This window comes from Sphingomonas sp. SP1, assembly GCF_058313395.1.
Window position 1 is genome coordinate 1,758,814 of sequence record NZ_JBZFLC010000001.1, and the last position, 22,105, is coordinate 1,780,918.

At 64.4% G+C, this 22,105-nt stretch carries 18 protein-coding genes and 1 tRNA gene; 16 read left to right on the plus strand and 3 right to left on the minus strand.

The annotated features are described in order from the left end of the window. Positions 1-16: 16 nt before the first annotated feature. From gatC to AC4GYS_RS08925, 8 genes are all read left to right on the plus strand, one after another. Positions 17-304 (plus strand): Asp-tRNA(Asn)/Glu-tRNA(Gln) amidotransferase subunit GatC, encoded by a 288-nt coding sequence (gene gatC / locus AC4GYS_RS08890; protein WP_491108725.1) that lies wholly within the window; start codon positions 17-19, stop codon positions 302-304. Continuing rightward, on the plus strand, positions 304-1,782 hold the full coding sequence (gene gatA / locus AC4GYS_RS08895; protein WP_491108726.1) for an Asp-tRNA(Asn)/Glu-tRNA(Gln) amidotransferase subunit GatA: 1,479 nt from the start codon (positions 304-306) through the stop codon (positions 1,780-1,782). Before gatC ends, gatA begins: the two co-directional genes overlap by 1 nt. Beyond that, positions 1,782-3,257: an Asp-tRNA(Asn)/Glu-tRNA(Gln) amidotransferase subunit GatB gene (gene gatB, locus AC4GYS_RS08900; protein ID WP_491108727.1), complete on the plus strand. Its 1,476-nt coding sequence runs from the start codon at positions 1,782-1,784 to the stop codon at positions 3,255-3,257. Before gatA ends, gatB begins: the two co-directional genes overlap by 1 nt. Positions 3,258-3,357: 100 nt before the next feature. Further along, positions 3,358-4,974, plus strand: a complete 1,617-nt coding sequence (locus AC4GYS_RS08905) for an alkaline phosphatase family protein (RefSeq protein ID WP_491108728.1) — start codon at positions 3,358-3,360, stop codon at positions 4,972-4,974. A 148-nt stretch (positions 4,975-5,122) separates the two neighbouring features. Next, on the plus strand, positions 5,123-5,902 hold the full coding sequence (locus tag AC4GYS_RS08910) for a hypothetical protein (RefSeq protein WP_491108729.1): 780 nt from the start codon (positions 5,123-5,125) through the stop codon (positions 5,900-5,902). Further along, positions 5,899-7,119: a M48 family metallopeptidase gene (locus tag AC4GYS_RS08915; RefSeq protein WP_491108730.1), complete on the plus strand. Its 1,221-nt coding sequence runs from the start codon at positions 5,899-5,901 to the stop codon at positions 7,117-7,119. Before AC4GYS_RS08910 ends, AC4GYS_RS08915 begins: the two co-directional genes overlap by 4 nt. A gap of 11 nt (positions 7,120-7,130) precedes the next feature. Continuing rightward, complete coding sequence (locus AC4GYS_RS08920; protein ID WP_491108731.1) at positions 7,131-7,760, plus strand: hypothetical protein; 630 nt, start codon at positions 7,131-7,133, stop codon at positions 7,758-7,760. A gap of 41 nt (positions 7,761-7,801) precedes the next feature. Beyond that, a complete protein-coding gene (locus AC4GYS_RS08925; RefSeq protein WP_491108732.1) occupies positions 7,802-8,389 on the plus strand; it encodes a phosphatase PAP2 family protein in 588 nt (195 codons plus the stop codon). 89 nt (positions 8,390-8,478) lie between these two features. Here AC4GYS_RS08925 and AC4GYS_RS08930 read toward each other — a convergent pair whose 3' ends face one another. Beyond that, on the minus strand, positions 8,479-8,688 hold the full coding sequence (locus tag AC4GYS_RS08930) for a hypothetical protein (protein ID WP_491108733.1): 210 nt from the start codon (positions 8,686-8,688) through the stop codon (positions 8,479-8,481). Between the two features lie 116 nt (positions 8,689-8,804). On the opposite strand from AC4GYS_RS08930, the gene AC4GYS_RS08935 reads away from it, so the two are divergent. The 8 genes from AC4GYS_RS08935 (at position 8,805) to AC4GYS_RS08970 (ending at position 18,294) form a co-directional block, all read left to right on the plus strand. Then, positions 8,805-8,889, plus strand: a tRNA-Leu gene (locus AC4GYS_RS08935). Positions 8,890-8,935: 46 nt separating this feature from the next. Next, positions 8,936-10,549: a trigger factor gene (tig, locus tag AC4GYS_RS08940; RefSeq protein ID WP_491108734.1), complete on the plus strand. Its 1,614-nt coding sequence runs from the start codon at positions 8,936-8,938 to the stop codon at positions 10,547-10,549. Positions 10,550-10,675: 126 nt separating this feature from the next. Then, positions 10,676-11,602 (plus strand): glycosyltransferase family 2 protein, encoded by a 927-nt coding sequence (locus AC4GYS_RS08945; protein ID WP_491108735.1) that lies wholly within the window; start codon positions 10,676-10,678, stop codon positions 11,600-11,602. Between the two features lie 133 nt (positions 11,603-11,735). After that, on the plus strand, positions 11,736-14,609 hold the full coding sequence (locus AC4GYS_RS08950) for a TonB-dependent receptor (RefSeq protein WP_491108736.1): 2,874 nt from the start codon (positions 11,736-11,738) through the stop codon (positions 14,607-14,609). Positions 14,610-14,749: 140 nt separating this feature from the next. Continuing rightward, positions 14,750-15,409, plus strand: coding sequence for an ATP-dependent Clp endopeptidase proteolytic subunit ClpP (gene clpP, locus AC4GYS_RS08955; protein WP_491108737.1), 660 nt, complete (start codon positions 14,750-14,752; stop codon positions 15,407-15,409). Between the two features lie 4 nt (positions 15,410-15,413). Further along, entirely contained in the window at positions 15,414-15,923 is a 510-nt protein-coding gene (locus tag AC4GYS_RS08960; RefSeq protein ID WP_491108738.1) for an NUDIX hydrolase, read from the plus strand. A 368-nt stretch (positions 15,924-16,291) separates the two neighbouring features. After that, the gene (gene clpX / locus AC4GYS_RS08965) at positions 16,292-17,557 is read left to right on the plus strand and encodes an ATP-dependent Clp protease ATP-binding subunit ClpX (protein WP_491108739.1); all 1,266 of its coding nucleotides are present in this window, start codon (positions 16,292-16,294) and stop codon (positions 17,555-17,557) included. A gap of 2 nt (positions 17,558-17,559) precedes the next feature. Next, complete coding sequence (locus AC4GYS_RS08970) at positions 17,560-18,294, plus strand: class I SAM-dependent methyltransferase (protein ID WP_491108740.1); 735 nt, start codon at positions 17,560-17,562, stop codon at positions 18,292-18,294. Here AC4GYS_RS08970 and mfd read toward each other — a convergent pair. Next, a complete protein-coding gene (gene mfd, locus AC4GYS_RS08975) occupies positions 18,291-21,794 on the minus strand; it encodes a transcription-repair coupling factor (RefSeq protein WP_491108741.1) in 3,504 nt (1,167 codons plus the stop codon). The genes AC4GYS_RS08970 and mfd overlap by 4 nt on opposite strands. A 3-nt stretch (positions 21,795-21,797) precedes the next feature. After that, complete coding sequence (locus tag AC4GYS_RS08980; protein WP_491109392.1) at positions 21,798-22,064, minus strand: FAD assembly factor SdhE; 267 nt, start codon at positions 22,062-22,064, stop codon at positions 21,798-21,800. Positions 22,065-22,105: the final 41 nt, after the last annotated feature.

A 22,105-nucleotide genomic window follows, 5' to 3' on the forward strand; every position in this document is an offset into this window, starting at 1 on the left:
AGAACACAACAAGCTTATGTCCGTTGATACCGCCACCGTGCGGCACATCGCCAAGCTCGCCCGCCTCAAGATGAGCGATGCCGAGGTCGCGGCGATGGTGCCCGAATTGAACAATATCCTTGGCTGGGTCGAACAGCTCGGCGAGGTCGACACCGACGGCGTCGAGCCGTTGACTGCGGTGATCGATCAGAAGCTCCGCCTGCGCGACGACGTCGTCAACGATGGCGACGTGCGCGACGAGGTGCTCGCCAACGCCCCTGACGCGCAGCATGGCTTCTTCGCGGTGCCGAAGGTGATCGAATAGTGGCGGACCTGACTTCCAAGACCATCGCCGAGCTGCGCGACGGATTCCGCGCCGGTGACTTCTCCGCCCGTGAGATTGCCGAACAGTTCAACGCCGCCGTTGCCGGCGCGCGGGCGCTGAACGCTTACACGGCGGAAACGCCCAACGATGCGATTGCCTGCGCGGAGGCAGCTGACCAGGCGCGTCAGTCCGGTGACTTGAAGCCGCTTTCCGGAATCCCGCTCGGGATCAAGGATTTGTTCGCGACCGTGGGCGTCGATACGACCTCGGGGAGCAAGATCCTTGGCGGATTCAAGCCGCCTTACGAAAGCACGGTCAGCGCCAAGCTGCGCGAAGCGGGCGCGGGCATGCTCGGCAAGCTTAACATGGACGAATTCGCGATGGGCTCGTCCAACGAGACCAGCGCCTATGGGCCGGTGCTCTCGCCGTGGAAGCGCAACGACGGCGGCAATGCGGCGCTGACTCCCGGCGGAAGCTCGGGCGGTTCGGCGGCGGCGGTCGCGGCCGGGATCGCGCCGGGCGTCACGGGCACCGACACCGGTGGTTCGATCCGCCAGCCCGCCGCCTTCACCGGCATCTCTGGGATCAAGCCGACCTACGGCCGCTGTTCGCGTTGGGGGATCGTGGCGTTCGCCTCATCGCTCGATCAGGCCGGGCCGATGGCGCGCACGGTCCGCGATTGCACGATCATGCTGGAAGCGATGTGCGGCTTCGACCCGAAGGACTCGACCTCGCTCGACCTGCCCGTACCGCAGTGGGAAGCGGGATTGTCGAGCGATCTCAAGGGCAAGCGCGTCGGAATTCCGACCGAATATCGGATCGACGGCGTGCCGGAAGAGATTAATGCGCTGTGGGATAAGGGCATCGAATGGCTGCGCGACGCGGGCGCCGAGCCGGTCCGGATCAGCCTGCCGCACACGAAGTATGCGCTGCCGACCTACTACATCATCGCCCCGGCGGAGGCCTCCTCCAACCTCGCCCGCTATGATGGCGTCCGCTACGGCATGCGCGAGGCTGGCGACGGCGGGCTCGAGGGCATGTACGCGGCGACCCGCGCCGCGGGCTTCGGCGCGGAGGTCAAGCGCCGGATCATGATCGGCACCTATGTGCTCTCCGCCGGCTTCTACGATGCTTATTTCAACAAGGCGCAGCGGGTGCGCGCGCTCATCAAGCAGGATTTCGCCCGCGCTTTCGAGCAGTGCGACCTCATCCTGACCCCCACCGCGCCCAGCGCCGCCTTCGGCATCGGCGAGAAGATGAGCGACCCGCTGGCGATGTACCTGAACGACGTGTTCGCAGTGCCGGCGAGCCTGGCGGGCTTGCCAGCGATGAGCGTGCCGGGCGGGCTGGACTCGCAGGGGCTGCCCTTGGGGCTGCACCTCATTGGGAACGAGCTGGACGAGCAGGGCGTGCTTAACGCCGGGCTGGCAATCGAGGAACGCGCCGGATTCACCGCGCGGCCGGAGAAGTGGTGGTAATGGCTGACGCGAAGGCACCCTATCGCATCAAAGGCGAAACCGGCGAGTGGGAGGTCGTGATCGGCCTCGAGGTCCACGCTCAGGTCACCTCAAACGCCAAGCTTTTCTCAGGCGCGGCGACCGCGTTCGGGGCGGAGCCGAATACGCAGGTCAGCCTGGTCGACGCGGCCATGCCGGGCATGCTTCCGGTGCCCAACCGCGAGTGCATCCGTCAGGCGGTGCGCACCGGCATGGCGCTGGAGGCGCAGATCAACAAATGGTCGCGATTCGACCGCAAGAATTATTTCTACGCCGACCTGCCGCAGGGCTATCAGATCAGCCAGCTCTACCACCCGCTGGTGGGCGAGGGCGTGATCACCGTCCTCACCGACGAAAAGGACGAGGACAGCGCCAAGCAGATCGGCATCGAGCGCATCCATGTCGAGCAGGACGCGGGCAAGCTGATGCACGATCAGCACCCGACGATGAGCTACGTCGACCTCAACCGCTCTGGCGTCGCGCTGATGGAAATCGTCTCGCGGCCCGACATGCGTTCGCCCGCGGAAGCAGGAGCTTATGTCAAGAAGTTGCGCTCCATTCTCCGTTATGTCGGCAGCTGCGACGGCAACATGGAGGAAGGCTCGATGCGGGCCGACGTCAACGTTTCCGTCCGCAAACCGGGCGACCCGTTCGGCACCCGCACGGAAACCAAGAACGTCAACTCGGTTCGCTTCGTCCAGGCGGTGATCGAGCATGAGGCCCGCCGGCAGATCGAGGTGCTGGAGGAGGGCGGCACGGTCGTCCAGGAAACGCGGCTGTGGGACCCCGACAAGGGCGAGACGCGGACGCTTCGGTCCAAGGAAGACGCGCACGATTATCGCTACTTCCCCGATCCGGACCTGCTGCCGTTGGAGCTGGACGATGCGTTCCTGGAGGAATGCCGCGCATCGCTGCCCGAATTGCCTGACCCCAAGCGCAAACGGTTCGAAGCGCTGGGAATCACTGCCTACAACGCCAGCGTCCTGACCGCCGAGGTCGAAACCGCCCGCTGGTTCGATCAGCTTCTCGACTCCGGAGCCGAACCGGTGCGCGCGGCCAACTGGGTCGTGGCGGAGCTGTTCGGAGCGCTGAATCGACGCGGTGAGAGTATCGAACACTCGCCCGTTACCCCCGCCCAGGCGGCCGACTTGCTGAAGCTGGTTGCCGACGGCACGATCAGCGGGACCATTGCCAAGCAGGTCTTCGAGATCATGCTGGAGGAAGGCGGCAACGCTGGCGACATCGTCGAATCCCGTGGCCTCAAGCAGACTAGCGACACCGGCGCGATCGATGCGGAGATCGACAAGATCCTCGCCGCCAATGCCGACAAGGTCGAGCAGTACAAGGCCGGCAAGCAGGCGCTTTTTGGTTTTTTCGTCGGGCAGACGATGAAGGCGATGGCCGGCAAGGCCAACCCGGGCGTGGTCAACGAACGATTGCGCGCAAAGCTTGGGTAATCGCGCCCCGACAAGGGCGGGAGCCTAGACCAGCGCGCAAGCGCTGCTATCGCAGCGGTCTGGGCCCCCGCCGTCGTGGGGGCACAATGAGGCTCCTGCAATGCGTACTCCCGTGATTCTCGCCGCCGCGCTCATCGCGAGCCCCGCTGCAGCCCAATCGCCCAATTCGCCCAGGCTGATCGTCGCCATTTCCGTCGACCAGCTGTCGTCCGAGCTGTTCGAAGCTTACCGGCCGCATTTTCGCGGCGGCTTCGCCCGGCTGGCTCGCGAAGGCACCGTGTTCGTCAACGGCTACCAAAGCCACGCCGCGACGGAGACTTGCCCCGGCCATTCGACCCTGCTGACCGGCCGCCACCCGGCTGCGACCGGCATCGTGGCCAATAGCTGGATCGACCAGGGGGCCGCTCGCGCCGACAAGAATATCTACTGCGCCGAGGACGAGCGCGTTCCGGGTTCGACCTTCACCAACTACACCGTCAGCCCGGAACACCTGCGCGTTTCCACCCTCGGCGACCGGTTGAAGCAAGCCAATCGCGCAAGCCGCAATTACGCGATCGCCGGCAAGGACCGGGCAGCCGTGATGATGAGCGGCCGTGCAGTCGACGGACGCTGGTACTGGAACGGCAAGGCGTGGACGTCGGACCTGCCCGTGCAGGCGGCATCCCGATCGATTGCCGCACTCAACACCGTGTTCGCCCAAACGCTTGCGACGGCCCAGCCCCCGCTGACCCCGCCGCCGCTTTGCGCCGCAAAGTCGCGCGCCTATCAGGTCTCGCCGACCTTGACGGTGGGCGCCGGCACCCTGTCCCGGGCGGCCGGTGATGCCCGCTTCGCGCGCGCTCATCCGCAATTTGACGGAGCCGTGCTGGCCGCATCCGCCGCCCTCGCACAGGAGTTCGCGCTGGGACGCGGAGCCGCCACGGATGTTCTCTCGATCGGCCTGTCCGCCACCGATTATGTCGGCCACAGCTATGGCACCGGTGGACAAGAGATGTGTCTGCAACTGCTTGCTCTCGACCGGGAACTCGGCGATTTTCTCGCCCGGATGGACGCGACAGGGGTCGATTATGCGGTCGTTCTGTCGGCCGATCATGGCGCGATGGATATTCCCGAGCGGCTTCGCGAACAGGGCGTCGGGTCAGCGGTTCGAGCCGACCCCGGGCTTGCGGCCGGCGAGGTCGGCAAGCTGCTCGCGCCCCAATTCGGCCGCACCACGCCGGTCCTTCTGGGTGAGGGGATCGGCGCGGACATCTGGCTGGATCGCAGCCTTCCCGCAGCCGACCGGCCCCGCGTCCTCGCCGCCGCGGTGGCGCGCTACAAGGCCCATCCCCAGGTCCACGACGTCTTCACGGCGGAACAGCTAGCCCGTACTCCGTTACCGGCCGGGCGCCCGGACCGATGGAGCGTCATCCAGCGGGTCCGCGCGGCATTCGACCCGCGTCGATCGGGCGACCTGTATGTCGTGTTGAAGGAATATGTCAGCCCGATTGCGCGCCCATCCACGGGCTATGTCGCAACACATGGAAGCCCGTGGGATTATGATCGCCGCGTGCCCGTGATCTTCTGGCGCAAGGGCGCGCCGGCTGCGGCACCGAGCGCTCCGGTCGACACGGTCGACATCCTTCCCACCCTTGCGGCAATGATCGGGCTGCCGGTCGATCGCGCCACTGTCGACGGCCGCTGCCTCGATGGAGCGGCAGGAACGCGCTGCCGCTGACAAGCCTCATTCCACGCTTGCCTATCCATTCATCTCCCGGCAAGCTTTCAAACCTTAGCTCTTTATTCTAGCTAAGCTGTTGAAGTGTTGTGGCTTTTTGTTCCCGTGAGGGAGCGGCTGGTCACTTTTGTATGCAAGGACGTGGGGCATGCGTCGTTCGCTTATCCTGGCCGCTGTCGCCGCGTCGGTCGCGACCAGCGGTTGTGTTCAAACCCGGCAGTTTGCCGATCTCCAGTTTGCTCCGCCGCAGGGCGACTACAAGCTGCTCGTCCTGCGACCCGACGTGCAGGTCAGTTCCATCACCACTGGCGGCCTGCCCGAGCCGCGTGCCGACTGGACCGAGCAGGCCCGCGAAAACGTCGTCACCGCGCTTCGCGCGCAGCAGGCGGGGCGAGGCGGCCAGACCCTGATCATGGAGCGGCGAAACTCGATCAGCGGTGTTTCGGCCGAGCAGGTCGCCGAACTGGAGCGGCTGAATGCGGCGGTCAGCCAATCGGTCGCCCTGCACAAATATCTCGGTTACAATCTGCCAACCAAGCGCCGGCGCGAGCTGGAATACACGCTCGGCCGGGACGCGATCGAGTTCGGCCGCCGGACCGGATACGACTACGCGCTCTTCATGCATGCCGAGGACAGTTTCGCAAGCGGCGGGCGGGTCGCCTTGCAGGTGCTCGGCATCGCCGGATGCTTCGTCGGCTTCTGCGCGCCCAACATCGGCGGGGCAGGGCAGTTTGCCTACGCCAGCCTCGTCGATCTGCGCACCGGTGAGGTGGTTTGGTTTAACGTGCTGCAGGCCGGCAGCCAGATCGCCGGGATCAAGATGGGCGACATCCGCACGCCCGAAGGGGCAGCCCAGATGGTGGACCGCCTGCTCGGCCGGATGAAGCCGGGCAAGGACATCCGCCGCGCGCAGAAAGCCCGCTCGTGATCGCTCCGCTGGATCGTCGGCGCCTCCTTGTTGGCGGGGGAGCGGTCGCCGCCGCATCGGTCACCGGCATCGCCGAGGCGCGCATTCCGCCGTCCTCCCTGCAGCCGCTGATCGGACGCGGTTATCGACCGACCGACCGGGACGAGCTGGGCCTGTGGCAGCAGATGGAGCGGGTCGAAGAGGAGGTCGCCGGCTCCAACCTCCTGGTCAAGGACGACAGCCTCAACCAGTATTTGAAGGGTCTGATCGGCAAGGTCGGCGGCCCGGCGGCCTCCGACATGCGGATCTATCTGGCGCGGATCCCCGAATTCAACGCAGTGATGTTTCCGACCGGCTTCACCGTCATTTTCACCGGTCTGCTGCTGCGCATGCGCGACGAAGCGCAGCTGGCCGGGGTGGTCGCGCATGAAAGCTCCCACTTCCTGCTGAAGCATCAGATTCGCCAGTATCGCGACATGCGGCGGCGGACGGACGTGCTCAGCCTTGCGGCAATGGTCGGTGGGCTCGCCGGTGGCGCCGCCGGGGTCTATACCGGTGATCTCGCGCAGCTGGCGCAGCTCGGCACCATTCTCACCCTGCTGCGCTACAATCGCCAGCTCGAGGCGGAGTCCGACGCGCTGGGCGTCAAGCTTATCGCCGAGGCTGGCTATCCGCCCCTGTCGATGGCGGAAACCTGGGAACAGCTGATCGGCGAGATCGAGCTGTCGGCCAAGGTTCGGCGCAAGCGACCGAACCGCGGCTATTCGATCTTCTCGACCCACCCCGCCCCCCGCACGCGAATGACGGATCTTCGCGCCTCCGCCACCGAGCTGACCTTGCCGGGCCGATATTATGATCGCGGGCGCGAACGCTATCTTGCGGCGATTGGCTCGATCCGACCAACCTTGCTCGACGATCAGGTGAAGCTGAACGACGCCGGCGCCACGCAATATGTGATCCAGACCCTGGCCCGCGACGGGTGGAACGGTCTGCTGCGCTTTCATGAAGGCGAATCGCTGCGTCTCCGCAACAGCCCCCAGTTCCATGAGCGCGCCGCTCTGAGCTACGCGGCCGCGGTTGGCTTTCCCGATGCGCCTCCCGATGCCTGGCGCTGGCATGGGATCTATCTGATGAAAGGCGGGCGTCCCGCCGAAGGTCGCCAGGCCTTGAAGCGCTACCTTAGTCTGGCGCCCAATGCACCGGATGCGCCCTTCGTGCGCCAGATGCTTGTCGGTTAGGGAGGCCAGGGGTGAAGCGTCTCGTTCTTGCAATGACTGCCGGCTCGATGTTGGCCCTGTCGGCCTGTTCGTCGGTCGGCGGTGGTTATGGCGGCTTCGGGGCCTATTCGCTGGTTCGACCGGCGCGCAATATCAATGTCGGCGGGGGCGTAATGAGCGTGGTCGCGCCGCGTGAGTGGAACCGCACCAACAATCGCGGCCTGTTCGACATTCGCGAGGTCGAGGACTGGACGCTGAACGGTCCCTACCTCGACGGGATCACCTTCATTTCGGGGTTGCGCGACGACAAGCGGATCATCCGGCAGGAGCGCAAGGCCGATCGGCAGGTGCCCAAGTTCCGCGCGAACATGACCGCGCCGGAGGTCGCCTCGATGCTGGAAACGCTGTATCGGGTCGAGGGCGGGGCGGTCGACTGGCGCACCTTGTCGCTGACGCCCCGCCCGTTTCTCGGCGCGCCTGGCTTTCAGTATGATTTCGAACATCTCGACGGTGACGAGCTGTGGCGAAAGGGCCGCGCGGTCGGCGCGGTGATCGACGGCAAGTTGTATCTGATCATGCTGGATGCCGCGCGTTCGCATTATTACCCCAGCGCGCTGCCTGATTTCGAGGCGATCGTGACCTCCGCCCAGCGCCGGCGCTGACCGCCGCAGGAACAGCGCCTCGTGCCGCAGGTTGTGGCGGCATGACTCAAGCCTCGCATCCGCCCGTCGACTCGAAGACTCCGCTGGAAGATGCGGATGCCGCCGTGGCGGATGTGCTGTTGCCGGTCGCGGAGCATGGGCTGGTGCGGGCCATTGGCGCCATCAGCGACCTGACCGATCAGGAACCCATCTATGCTGCCTCGGCCGCGATCATCGCGACGGGCCTTTTTGCCCGGGACGAGCGCACCTTTCGCGCCGGGACTCGGACCCTCGCCTCGCATCTGCTCGCGACGGCCCTGCGCGGCATCGTCAAGCGCATGGTCGACCGTACCCGGCCGACCGTCGCCGCCGAACGCGGCCACTATGAGCTGAGCAAGGGAGAACGGTTCGAAAGCGATTTCAACAGTTTTCCCTCCGGCCACACTGCCGGAGCGGTTGCCGTGGCGCGGGCGCTGGGACGCCATTATCCCGGCAGCCATCATCTTTGGCTTGGGCTGGCGGCGGCAACGTCGTCGGCGCAGGTGCTGCGCTCCAAGCATTATGTGACGGACGTGATCGCCGGCGCGGCCATCGGCTTTATCGCCGCGGAGGCGATCGACCGCCTGATCGGCCGCGCCGAACGCTGGTAGTCAGACTGTGACCGGATCGGCCGGCGGCGGCGGATCGGGTTCGCCCGGCTCGGCCGGCGGCACTTCGGGTTCGGGAGGGCGGGTCGCCATCAGGCCACCGGAGAAATCGGCGTGGGGGAGGGATCGTTGCCCGGACTTGCCGGCGCGGGCACGTCGATGTCCGGCTGAGTCACCGGTTCCTCCGACGGTGCCTCGGATGGCTGTCCAGGCCGGCTCGGCTGGGCGGGTTCGGTGCCCGGCGCCGGGTTGCCGGGTTCGAAGCCGGGGGCATCGTCGGGAAAGGGTGGCAGTTGCTGCATCGTCGGGTACTCCTTTGAAACCGCCAACGACTGATCGCACCGTCCGGTTGCTCTGCCCGGCGCGTCTTGCTCCAACGCCCATCCTTGCTATAGGCGCGCAGCCTTCATCGGTCCGCGCGCGCGTGGCGGAATTGGTAGACGCGGCAGGTTTAGGTCCTGTTGTCGAAAGATGTGGGGGTTCGAGTCCCTCCGCGCGCACCATCCGTTTGCCTTGCGGGCCACCAGACCACGGGATTGTGACAAGAAAATGCAGAGCGTCGAGACTGAGAACCAGGGCCTGAAGCGGGCTTACAAGCTGACCATTCCGGCCAAGGACATCGACGCCCGGGTCGACCAGGAAGTGAAGCGCATCGCGCCCCAGGTCCGCATGCCCGGTTTCCGTCCCGGAAAGGTCCCGGCCAACCTGATCCGCAAGATGCACGGGGAATCACTCCACGCCGACGCGCTCAACGCGACGGTGCAGGAAAGCGTGCAGAAGCTGTTGGGCGAGAACAGGCTGCGCCCGGCGATGCAGCCGGAAGTTTCGCTGGCCGACGACTATAAGCCGGGCAGCGATGCCGAGGTGTCGGTCAGCCTCGAAACGCTGCCAGACGTGCCGACCCCGCAGATCGACAAGCTGAAGCTTGAGCGCCTCACCCTCGAGGTCGACGAAAGCAAGGTCGACGAGCAGTTGCAGCAGCTTTCCGGCAGCCAGAAGCGCTGGCGTGATGCCGAGGACGGACGCGCCGCGGCTCAGGGCGACCAGGTCGTGATCGACTTCGTCGGCAAGGTCGACGGCGAAGCGTTCGAAGGCGGCACCGGCACCGACATGGCGGTCGAGCTCGGCTCCGGCACGCTGATCCCCGGTTTCGAGGATCAGATGATCGGCGTGAAGGTCGGCGATGAGAAGACCCTTAACGTCACGTTCCCGGGCGATTATCCGTCCGAGAACCTCAAGGGCAAGGACGCCACTTTCGACATCAAGGTGAAGTCGGTGAAGACGGCCGGCGAGGTCAGTCTGGACGACGAGTTCGCAAAGTCGCTCGGCCTGCAGGATCTGGAGCAATTGAAGGGTTTGCTCCGCGACCAGCAGAGCCAGGAACTCAACGGTCTGACGCGCACGCACATGAAGCGCCGCTTGCTCGACCAGCTGGCCGACGCGCATCAGTTCGAAGTGCCGCCGTCGATGGTCGAGGCCGAGTTCGCCAACATCATGCAGCAATTGGAGCATGAGGCGAGCCACGAAGCCGATCCCGAGGCGGCGATGGCCGAAATCAAGAGCGAGAGCGACGACTACCGCAAGATCGCCGAGCGCCGCGTTCGCCTTGGCCTTCTCCTGTCGGAAATCGGCGCGGCCAACGGCGTCGAGGTTTCGCAGCAGGAGATGCAGCGGCTGATCGCGCAGGCCGCGCAGCAGTATCAGCCGGCCGACCGCGAAAAGTTCGTCCAGTTCATCCAGCGCGAACCGATGGCCGCAGCCCAGCTGCGCGCGCCGTTGTACGAGGACAAGGTCGTCGACTTCCTGTTCGAAAAGGCCGAGATTACCGATCGCGCCGCGACCCGCGCGGAGATTGAGGCCGACCTCGAGAGCGAGGAAGGCCATGTCCACGGTCCCGGCTGCGGACATGATCATGCCGCCGAAGCAAAGCCCGCTGCCAAAAAGAGCAAGGGCAAGAAGGCCGATCCCGCTGAAGAAACGCCTGCCGCAGAGGCTGTCGAGACCGCAGCGGAAGTGAAGCCCGCGGCCAAGAAGGCGAAGGCAGCCAAGCCGGCTAAGGGCGCGGTCGACGCGGAAGCCGACGCGCCGCAACCGGCCGAGCCGGTCAAGGACGGCGCCGGCAAGAAGCCTGCCGCCAAGAAGGCAAAAAAAACGGACGCGTAAGCTTCACCGTCACTCCCGAAGGCGGGGTCGAAGTGCCCCATTGGTTTCATCCATCTCTTGCCCTCGCAACGGGCAACACTTTAGGAGATGGACCCCCGCCTTCGCGGGGGTGACGGGGGTTAGAAGATGTCGACCACGCAACCGCGCATCGCGGTGCTGCTGCCCTGCTACAACGAGGAAGCCGCCATCGCGCAAACGGTGGCCGGCTTCCGCGCCGCGCTGCCCGCCGCAACCGTCTACGTCTACGACAACAACAGCCGTGACCGCACCGTCGCGATCGCGCGGGAAGCCGGCGCGATCGTCCGGACGGAGCGCCAGCAGGGCAAGGGTCATGTCGTCCGCCGGATGTTCGCGGACATCGATGCAGACGTCTACATCATGGCCGACGGCGACCTGACCTACGACCCCAAGTCGGCGCCCGCGATGGTCGATGCCCTGCTTGCCGAGCAACTCGACATGGTGGTTGGCACCCGGCAGCACGAGGCCAAGGAAGCCTATCGCGGCGGCCACGTCCTCGGGAACAAGCTGTTCACCGGCCTGCTCGCTGGCCTGTTCGGGCGCAGCTTCACCGACATTTTCAGCGGTTACCGCGTGTTTTCGCGACGCTTCGTGAAGAGCTTCCCAGTGCTCTCGTCCGGGTTCGAGATCGAAACGGAGATGAGCGTGCATGCGCTCGAACTCAGGATGCCGGTCGGCGAGCAGCTCACCACCTATTTCGCCCGGCCAAAGGGTTCGACCTCCAAGCTGTCCACTTATCGTGACGGCTGGCGGATCCTGAAGACCATCGTTACCCTGTACCGGATCGAGCGACCCGTGCTGTTCTTCGGCACGATCGGAGCCGGATTGCTGATCGCGGCTCTTCTCCTGTCCATTCCGCTGGTCCTGACTTATCTCGATACCGGTCTCGTGCCGCGTTTCCCGACAGCGATCCTTGCGACCGGCCTGGTCGTGATCGCCACCCTGTGCTTCTTCGCCGGCCTCATCCTCGATACCGTAACGCGCGGTCGCCGCGAGGTGAGGCGGCTGGCTTACCTCGCCCATCCGGCGCCGTGATTCGCCGCAAAGACACACCCCGCGTTAATTACCCATTATAATCGTTACGGGGGTGGATTAACGCAAATAGCAGCGTAGCTTCCCTGTTGGCCGGCCGCTCTTGCGCGACGGTTATTGCAGGGGGAAATCGATCATGGCGATTACGCGCGCGTCGTTGCAAGCATCCGCAGCTTTGATGGTCATGGCGGCCGGGTGGAGCGCTCCTGCCGCTGCCCAGTCCACCCTGCCACCCGACGATGCCGCTCAATCGCCGGCCGGACCAGCGGCAGAGGAGGGAACCCCGACCGAGGTGGTGGTGACCGGGTCCCGCATCCGCCGCGATCCGCTCAGCCAGGACGCGCCGATCGTCTTCGTCGATGGTGAGGATATCGCCAGGACCGGCCTCAACTCCGTCAACGACGTGTTGCAACGCCTTCCGAGCGCCGGTGGCGGCAACAACAGCAAATTCAACAACAGCGGCAACCTCGGCAACCCGCCGGACGGTGGCGGCGTCGGCGCGGGCTCGGCTGAGATTGACCTGCGTTATCTCGGTTCCAAGCGGGTGCTCGTGCTGGTCGACGGCCTGCGCTACGTAAATGGCGCATCGGCATCCGGCATCCCGGGCTCCACCGACCTCAACTCCATTCCCGACAGCATGATCGAGCGGATCGAGGTACTACAGGACGGCGCCTCCGCGATCTATGGATCCGACGCGATCGGGGGCGTGGTGAACATCATCACCAAGCAGCGTCAGCGAGGCTTCGTGGGCGCGGCGCAGATCGGCAGCTACACGGCCGGCGACGGCCTCACACAGAACTATCAGCTCAGCTGGGGCAATGGCGGTGATGGCCCGACCAAGATCGTGATCGGCGGCAACTATGTTGACCAAAAAGGCGTGCGGTCGCGCGACCGGGCGATCTCGGCCTTCCCGAGCCCATATTCGAACAGCTGCCTCGACGGGGGTTGCTCCGGCACGGTCCCGCTCGGCCGCTTCCGGGTGTTCGGCGAGGACCTGACCCTCCGCGGCCCGATCACCGACCCCTCCGGTCGGCCGGTGTTCAATCCGCTCGATCCCGACGATCCCGCCAGCGACTTTCGTAATTTCGAACTGGCCGATACCTTCAACTTCGCGCAATTCAACTTCATCCAGACACCAGTCCGCCGCTATGGTGCCTTCGTTAACGTTCACCACAAGCTCAACGACACGATCAACCTCTCGGGCAAGCTGGTCTGGAACCGCCGCGAATCGAAGAATCAGGCGGCGCCGCTGCCACTGCTGATCGGTCAGGGCGCGGGCAACAATAATTTGCTCGACACCATCGACATCGACGCGACCAACCCGTTCAATCCTTTCGGAGTCACGCTGGACGAGAGCAATTACATCGTGATCCGCCGCCGCGTCCTCGAACTCGGGCCGCGCCGGTACAACCAGGATGTGCGGACCCTGTACGGCGTGGCGACGCTCGACGGCCGCTTCAACCTGGGCGGTCGCGACTGGTTCTGGGACGTCAACGGCAGCTACGGCCGCAACAAGGCCAAGCAGACCATGCTCGGCAATATCAATTCCCAGCGGTTGGCGCAGGCCCTCGGCCCCGTCGGTCTGTGCACGGGCGAATGCGTCCCATTCAACATCTTCGGTGGGGCCGGGACGATCACCGATGCAATGCTGAACTTCGTCGGCTTCGAACAGAATGACAGCAGCGAACAGAAGCAATGGGACGTCACCGGCAACATCACGGGTAGCCTATTCGATCTGCCTGGCGGCCCGCTGGGTGTAGCGGTCGGCGTCGAATATCGGGACCTCAAGGGCCGCTTCGATCCGGATCCGGTGGTTGCCGCCGGATTCAGCTCGGACATTCCGGCGCTTCCGACCAAAGGCGGATACGACGTCAAGGAGGCCTATGTGGAACTCAGTGCGCCACTGCTCAGCGGCGTGCCCTTGGCCGAGCTGTTGGAGCTGAGCGGCGCGGCCCGGGTGTCGGACTATTCGACGTCCGGCGCCGACACGACGTTCAAGGCGGGCATCAACTGGAAGCCCATCCGCGATTTGCGGCTGCGCGCCTCGTGGGCCCAGGGCTTGCGGGCGCCGTCGATCGGCGAGCTGTTCGGCACACAAAGCCGATTCGATGCGGCGATCGACGATCCTTGCTCGATCAACAGCGCGCTGGACCGCAACATCACCAACGATGCGACGGTGGCGGCAAACTGCGCCTTGCAGGGCGCTCCCGCCGGATCGACTTCGCAGCCGGACGATCAGCTGCCGGTCATCACCGCGGGTAATCAGAACCTGAAACCCGAGAAGAGCAAGAGCCTCAATCTCGGTGTGGTCTACAGCCCTGCCTATCTTCGCGGACTGTCGCTGGAGATGAATTGGTATCGCATTCGGATCAACGGTGCGATCCAGGCCTTTCCGGCGCAGACGACTCTGTACAACTGCGTCTACAACAACGACCCGCAGGCCTGCGCCCGGGTCAGCCGCGGTGGCGGTGAAGTGGCCCGCATTGATGCGACGCTGGAAAACGTCGCCGCGATCAAGACCAAGGGCATCGATTTCAACGCCACCTACCGCTCACCCGCCACCAAACTCGGTCGGTTTGGTTTGACCTGGGTCAACAGCTTTCTGCGCAACTGGGACCTCATTCTTCCGACCACTGACGGGGTGCAAGTGCTCAGCCGTGAAGGTGGCGAGGTGGGGAGTCCCTCGCAGGCTTATCCGAAGTGGAAGTCGACCGGCATCCTCGATTGGGATCTCGGAATGTTTGGCGCCTCGATTACCGGACGCTACATCAAGAGCGTTCGGGAATTGAACGACCCGGCCTTGAACAAGCTCGGCAGCAAGTTCTACACGGATGTGCAGCTGCGCTTCCAAAACATCGACAACGACCGTTTCGGCTTTGCGCTTGGCGCCAACAATATCTTCAAAACCAAGGCTCCGGCCTGTTTCACCTGTGACGTCAACGGCTTCGACCCGACGACCTACGATATTCCGGGACGTTACCTGTACGCCCGGGCCACGGTGAAAATGTAATCGGTCACCTTTGCGGGTGAGGGGGAAGGGGCGGTCCCGGGGTGGGCCGCCCTTTTCTTATGCAAGCGGGCGGCGCTTGAACCTTTGCGCGAACCGCCCGATGTAGGCGCCACACCAACCAAAGGACCTAAGTGCATCCCATGGATCATCAGGACATCGTCTCCGCCCTCGTTCCGATCGTTATCGAGCAGTCCAACCGGGGCGAGCGCAGCTTCGACATTTATTCGCGGCTGCTGCGGGAGCGAATCGTCTTCATCACCGGCCCGATCGAGGACCACATGTCCTCGCTCATCACCGCCCAGCTGCTCTTCCTCGAGTCCGAGAACCCGAAGAAGGACATTTTCATGTACATCAATTCCCCCGGCGGCGTGGTCACCGCGGGTCTCGCGATCCATGACACCATGCAGTACATCCGGCCGCGGGTCGGCACGGTCTGCATCGGCCAGGCGGCGTCGATGGGAAGCTTTTTGCTGGCGGCGGGCGAGCCCGGCATGCGCGTTGCGCTGACCAACAGCCGGATCATGGTTCACCAGCCGTCGGGCGGCGCACAGGGCATGGCGTCGGATATCGAGATCCAGGCGCGTGAAATCCTGCGCATGCGCACGCGGCTCAACTCGCTGTACGCCAAGTACACCGGCCAGCCGATCGAGGAGATCGAGAAGGCGATGGACCGCGACAAATTCCTCGAGGCAGACGAGGCCAAGGAGTTCGGCCTGATCGACGAGGTATTTGAAAAGCGGCCTGAAGCCAGCGATTTCGAAGGCCTCAGCGGACAGACCAGCGACTCGACCCCGGCTTGATCGGGTGAAGGAGCAGGGCGGCACCAAAAAGGCTGGCCTGCTCCGCCGCGCCGAACGTCAGCGTTACGAGCCGGGCGAGTCGTCGCTCAAACGCCAGGTTGCCGCTCTGCCCTGGCGCTGGGGTCCGCATGGTCAAATCGAGGTGCTCCTCATTACCTCGCGGGAAACCGGCCGCTGGCTGATTCCGAAGGGCAGCCGGATGATCGGACTGACGGATCACCGCGCGGCGGAAATCGAAGCCGAGGAGGAGTCGGGCGTTCGTGGGCAAATCGGGCGCATCTGTGTGGGCTCGTTTCGGTACGTGAAGCGGGTACCTGGCGGCGAGCGTCCGATGGAAGCGGCCGTTTATCCGTTGCACGTGCGAAAGGAACTCCGCCGCTGGAAGGAACGGGGCCAACGGCAACGCTTGTGGGTGAGCCTCGTCGATGCCGTCCGGATGGTCGGGGACCCGGATTTGGCGGACTTGTTGGGGAAGCTTGATCCGGCAACGCCGCCAACCGTCAGGACGCGATAGGCGAACGGTTGGCAAATAACTGGCCTACATGGCCGCATGCGGGGTAAGCCGATGACCATGACGATAGAATTGCCCCTCCCTTCGTATCAGCATACCCCTGGTTGCTCGGCGGGGAGGGAAGCAGGAAGGGGACGTAGCGTCCAACTTGTCCAAGTTGAACGCGATAAGATCGCCTGCCCGACTCTTCGTTAAGGCTCGTAAGGTCAACAGCTTGGCCTTGTGAGGGCCTCGTCGAGCCTCCATATTCGCGGAGAAGTTTTCAGGGGGCGGCAACGCGTTAACCCTGATGAGAGTTTGATAATGACAGAAAGCGGGCTAGCATCGGCTCGCTACAGGGGCTTTGAGCGGCCCCGCGGACAAGGACGAATATGACCAAGCTTTCCGGCGGCGACAGTAAAAGCACGCTTTACTGCAGCTTCTGCGGCAAGTCGCAGCACGAGGTCAGGAAGCTGATCGCCGGCCCGACCGTGTTCATCTGCGACGAATGCGTCGAGCTGTGTAACGACATCATCCGCGAGGAATCGAAGTCGGCGCTGGTGAAGACTCGCGACGGCGTTCCGACGCCGGCCGAAATCTGCAAGGTGCTGGACGATTATGTGATCGGCCAGAACCGCGCCAAGCGTGTGCTCTCGGTCGCGGTTCACAACCATTACAAGCGCCTCAACCACGGCGCCAAGACCGGCACCGAAGTCGAGCTCGCCAAGTCGAACATCCTGCTGATCGGCCCGACCGGCTGTGGCAAGACGCTGCTGGCGCAAACCCTTGCGCGCATTCTCGACGTGCCGTTCACCATGGCCGATGCGACCACGCTGACGGAGGCCGGTTACGTCGGTGAGGATGTCGAGAACATCATCCTGAAGCTGCTCCAGGCGTCCGACTACAATGTCGAAAAGGCGCAGCGCGGGATCGTCTACATCGACGAGATCGACAAGATCAGCCGGAAGTCCGACAATCCGTCCATCACGCGCGACGTATCCGGCGAGGGCGTGCAACAGGCGCTGCTGAAGCTGATGGAAGGCACGACCGCCTCCGTTCCGCCGCAGGGTGGGCGCAAGCATCCGCAGCAGGAATTCCTGCAGGTCGACACGACCAACATCCTGTTCATCTGCGGCGGCGCGTTCGCAGGTCTCGAGAAGATCATCGGCGATCGCCTGCAGGGTAAGTCGATCGGCTTCGGCGCGCACGTCGCCGGCCCGGATGAGCGCAAGACCGGACAGGTGCTCAAGAATTGCGAGCCAGAGGATCTGCTGAAGTTCGGCCTCATCCCCGAATTCATCGGTCGTCTGCCGGTCATTGCCACCCTGGAAGATCTGGACGAGGCCGCGTTGGTCAAGATCCTGGTCGAGCCGAAGAACGCGTTGGTGAAGCAGTATGCCAAGCTCTTTGACATGGAGGATGTCGAGCTCGACTTCACCGAGGACGCCCTTTCGGCCGTAGCTCGCAAGGCGATCGAGCGCAGGACCGGTGCCCGCGGTCTCCGCTCGATTCTCGAGGCGATCCTGCTCGACACCATGTTCGATCTTCCCAGCATGGATGGGGTCGACGAGGTCCACGTCGACAAGGATGTCGTCGAAGGCCGCAAGGAGCCGGTCCGGGTCTATGCTGAAAAAGCCAAGAAAGGCGACGCGGCCTAGCCTTGAGCGCAAGCTTCCCTGACCATTTTTCCGGTCATGCGAAGCTCTACGCTGCTGCCCGCCCGACTTATCCGGAGAGCCTGATCGCCGAGCTCGCCACGCTCGCGCCTTCGCGCGAGCTGGCTTGGGACGTTGGTTGCGGAAACGGGCAGGCTGCGGCGATGCTCGCCCAGCATTTCGCTCGCGTCCACGCCACCGATCCCAGCGCCGGCCAAATTGGCGAGGCCGCGCCGCATGAGCGGATCAACTTTGCGGTGGAGCCGGCCGAAAGCTGTTCTCTTTCTGATGCGTCATGCGATCTCGTCCTCGCCGCCACGGCGTTGCACTGGTTCGATCATCCCCGTTTTTTCGCGGAGGCCAAGCGGGTACTCCGTCCGGGCGGCTTGCTCGCGGCCATCGGGTACGACTGGTTTTACGTCGATCCGCAGGTTGACGCGCTGATTGGCGCTCGCTTGCTGAAGCCACTTGCGCCCTATTGGGCCGCCCAGAATTGGCTGCTGATCGACGCCTACCGGACCTTGGAATTTCCAGGTGAAGAAGTTCGACTGACCCCCTCCGCCATCCATCTTCGCTGGACCCGTGAGCAACTCGAGGCGTACGTGGGCAGCTGGTCGGCCGTTCAGCGGCTTGGTGAAGACACGACCCGGCCCGCCTTTGCCGAACTGGCAGCACTCTGGCCGAACGATGAGCGGCGCCCTGTCGTGATGCCGATGCTGACGCGGTGCGCCCGCCTCTAGGCGGGCACTTTCTCCTGGGGAGTCTTGCTCTTCTCCCCTGCAATGACCACCCGGGCCAAGCCGCGTGATAGTTGCAGTGCGCCATTCAGGCGCGCCGACGGGCTTGGCCAGTCGCGACTGATCACGAACTTGCTGTCGGGCCGCAACTTGCCGGTGCCCTTCAACCGTTCGACATAGCTCAGCAGGCCGGCCAGGTCCGGGAAGCCGCCGTCGGCAAAGGTCACCACGGCGCCGCGAGCGCCCACATCCATTTTCGCCACTCGAGCCCTACGGCAATTGATCTTGGTTTCGACGACCAGCAGCAGGTTCTGCGTTTCGTCGGGCAACGGCCCGAAGCGATCGATCATCTCGGCCGCGAACTCCTCGACCTGACGGCTCTCGTCCAGTTCGCCCAGGCGGCGGTAAAGGCCCATTCGAAGGTCGAGGTCGGGCACATAATCCTCGGGAATCATGATCGCGGCCTCGACATTGATTTGCGGATTGAACTCCGCATCTCGGTCGGATTTGCCGGTCTTCACCTCCATGATCGCCTCTTCCAGCATCGACTGGTAGAGTTCGAAACCGACTTCCTTGATGTGCCCCGATTGCTCGTCGCCCAGCAGATTGCCAGCGCCGCGGATGTCGAGGTCGTGGCTGGCGAGCTGAAAGCCCGCGCCGAGGCTGTCGAGATTGGCAAGGACCTGCAACCGCTTTTCTGCCGTTTCGGTGATCTGCCGATCGGGGGTCGTCGTCATGTACGCATAGGCGCGGGTCTTCGACCGGCCAACCCGCCCGCGCAGCTGGTATAGCTGGGCAAGCCCGAAACGATCGGCGCGGTGAATGATGAGGGTGTTGGCGCTGGGAATATCCAGGCCACTCTCCACAATGGTCGTGGACAGCAACACGTCATATTTGCGATCGTAGAAGGCGCTCATCCGCTCCTCGACCTCAGTCGGGCTCATCTGCCCGTGCGCGGTGACGGCTTTGACCTCCGGCACTTCCTCGCGCAGCCATTCCTCGATGTCCGGCAAGTCGGCCACGCGTGGCACGACGAAGTAGGTCTGCCCTCCGCGGAAATGCTCGCGCAGCAGTGCTTCGCGGATCACCACCGGGTCCCACGGCGTGACATAGGTTCGGACCGCCAGACGATCGACCGGAGGGGTCTGGATGACCGAGAGCTCGCGCAGTCCCGACATGGCCATCTGCAGCGTGCGCGGGATGGGTGTCGCGGTCAGTGTCAGCACGTGGACGTCTGTGCGCAACGCCTTCAGCCGCTCCTTGTGCGTGACGCCGAAGCGCTGCTCCTCATCAACGATGACGAGGCCGAGCTTCTTGAACTTGACCGACTTCGACAGCAGCGCGTGGGTGCCAACGACGATATCGACCTGTCCGGCCTCCAGCCCGTCGCGAGTCTTTTTGGCTTCAGCTGCGGATACCAACCGCGACAGGCGGCCGACCTCGATGGGGAAACCCTTCAAGCGCTCTTGAAAGTTGGTGAAATGCTGACGGGCAAGAAGAGTGGTCGGGCAGATCAGCGCAACCTGATAGCCGGCCATCGCCGCTACGAATGCCGCCCGCAGAGCGACCTCCGTCTTGCCGAAGCCCACATCGCCGCAGACCAGCCGGTCCATCGGCTTGCCAGCGCCCAAATCTTCCAGCACGTCGCCGATTGCGCGCTGCTGATCGTCCGTTTCCTCATAAGGAAAGCGGTCGACCATGGCCGGGTAGGCGCTGTCGGGCTCGGCCACCACGCCAGCCCGGGTCGCGCGAATGGCGGCAGTCTTGATGAGCTCACCCGCGATTTCGCGGATGCGCTCCTTCATCCGCGACTTACGCCGCTGCCACGCCTCGCCGCCCAGCCGGTCGAGTGTCACGCCTTCCTCGCCCGAGCCGTAGCGCGACAGGACGTCGATGTTCTCGACCGGGACGTAGAGCTTATTACCGCCGGCATATTCCAGCGCCACGCAGTCGTGCGGGGCCTTGCCGACCTGCACCTGCGTGAGGCCTTCGTAGCGGCCGATGCCGTGCTCCATGTGCACGACCAAATCGCCGGGAGTGAGCGTCGCCAGTTCGGACAGGAAGGCGTCGGTACTCTTCTTGCGCTTGCGGCGGCGGACCAGCCGGTCGCCCAGCATGTCCTGCTCGGTCAGCACCGCGACATCAAGCGTAGTGAAGCCGTGATCCAGCGGGAGGACGATCAGCGAGGCGTGACTGGTGGTCCCGAGCGCCTCTTGCCAGCTGCTCGCTCCCTTGAAGCTGCTAAGACCGTGGTCCTTGAGCAAGCCGGCGAGCCGTTCGCGCGCTCCGCCGGTGTAGCTAGCGAGCACAACCTTGTGTCCGCTTTTCCGTAGCTTGCCGATATGGGCTACGACAGCTTCGTAGATATTCTCGTTCTTGGCCCGCTCCGGCGCGAAATCACGTGCGGGGGCAACGCCGAAATCGATCAGGCGCTCGCTCTCCGGCTCCGGGAAATGTGAGGTGAGGTGAATGGGCCGATCGGCAAGCTGTTCGTCCCATTCCTTGCGACCCAAGTAGAGTGCCTTGGGCTCAAGCGGGCGGTAGCTGCCCGGCTCAGCGACCATCGCCCGTTCGCGATTGTCGAAATAGTCGTGAATTGAATCGTACCGAGCGTCCACCGCGCCATCGACACCTGCATCGCGGACAATCAGGTCATGCTCGCCAAGGTGATCGAACAGGGTGCCGAGCCGGTCCTCGAGCAAGGGAAGCCAATGCTCCATGCCTGCCAGGCGCCGGCCGTCGCTGATCGCCTGATAGATGGGATCGCCGGTAGCGTTGCCGCCGAATTTCTCGCGGTAGCGGGTGCGGAAACGCTTGATGCTGTCTTCGTCGAGGAGCGCCTCGGACGCCGGCATGAGGGTGAAGGCCTCGGCCGCGCCGCTGGTCCGCTGATCGGCGGGATCGAAGGCGCGCATGGTCTCGATCTCGTCGCCGAAGAAGTCGAGGCGGATGGCGTGTTTCTGGCCGGCCGGGAACAGGTCGATCAGGCTGCCGCGAACCGCGAAGTCGCCCGCATCGGCGACGGCGTCCGTTCGTTGGTAGCCATTGGCGCTCAGCAAGGTGATCAGCTGGTCCCGATCGACCCGCTCGCCCGGAGCCAGCCGGCGGGTCAGCTGGCGAATACGAAAGGGCGTCAGCGTACGCTGCGTCGCGGCGTTGGCGGTGGCTATCAGAAGCTGCGGGCCGTCGCGCTTGCCCTGCAGCGCCTCCAGACCGGCCAAGCGTTCCGCCATCACCCGCAGCGAGGGCGAGGCGCGGTCATAAGGCAGGCAATCCCACGCCGGAAAGGTGATGACCTGCAGCTCGGGCGCGAACACCAGGGCGGTGTCGGCCAGTGAGCGCATCGCCGCTTCGTCGGGCACGATCATGACCGCCCGGCCACCTTTGCCGGTGCCATGCGCCGCGCGTGCCAAGTCGGCCGACAGCCACGGCGTGAAGCCGATCGGCACGCCGGCGAGCGTCAACGGCTCGCCAGCATTCAGGATGCGTTGAAGGTCAAGCACTCATCACCGGGCAATTGGCAGGTAGTCGAGTTGCTGCATGGCCTGCATCAGCTTGCCCTGGAAGCGCGCCGGGACCGGCTGGGTTCCGATCGCCCAAGCCATGATGTCCACGTCCTGCTCATTGAGCAATTCGGCATAAAGGCAGCGCTCTTCGGAATTCCAGGATGCGGAATAACGGTCGAAGAAGCCACCGATCATCATGTCCGCCTCGCGGGTTCCGCGGTGGTGGGCGCGCCAGTGCAGGCGCTTCAGTTCGTCCTCTGGATGCATTCGGCGCAGATAGTGAAGTTTCTTCGTCATTGCGAGGAGCG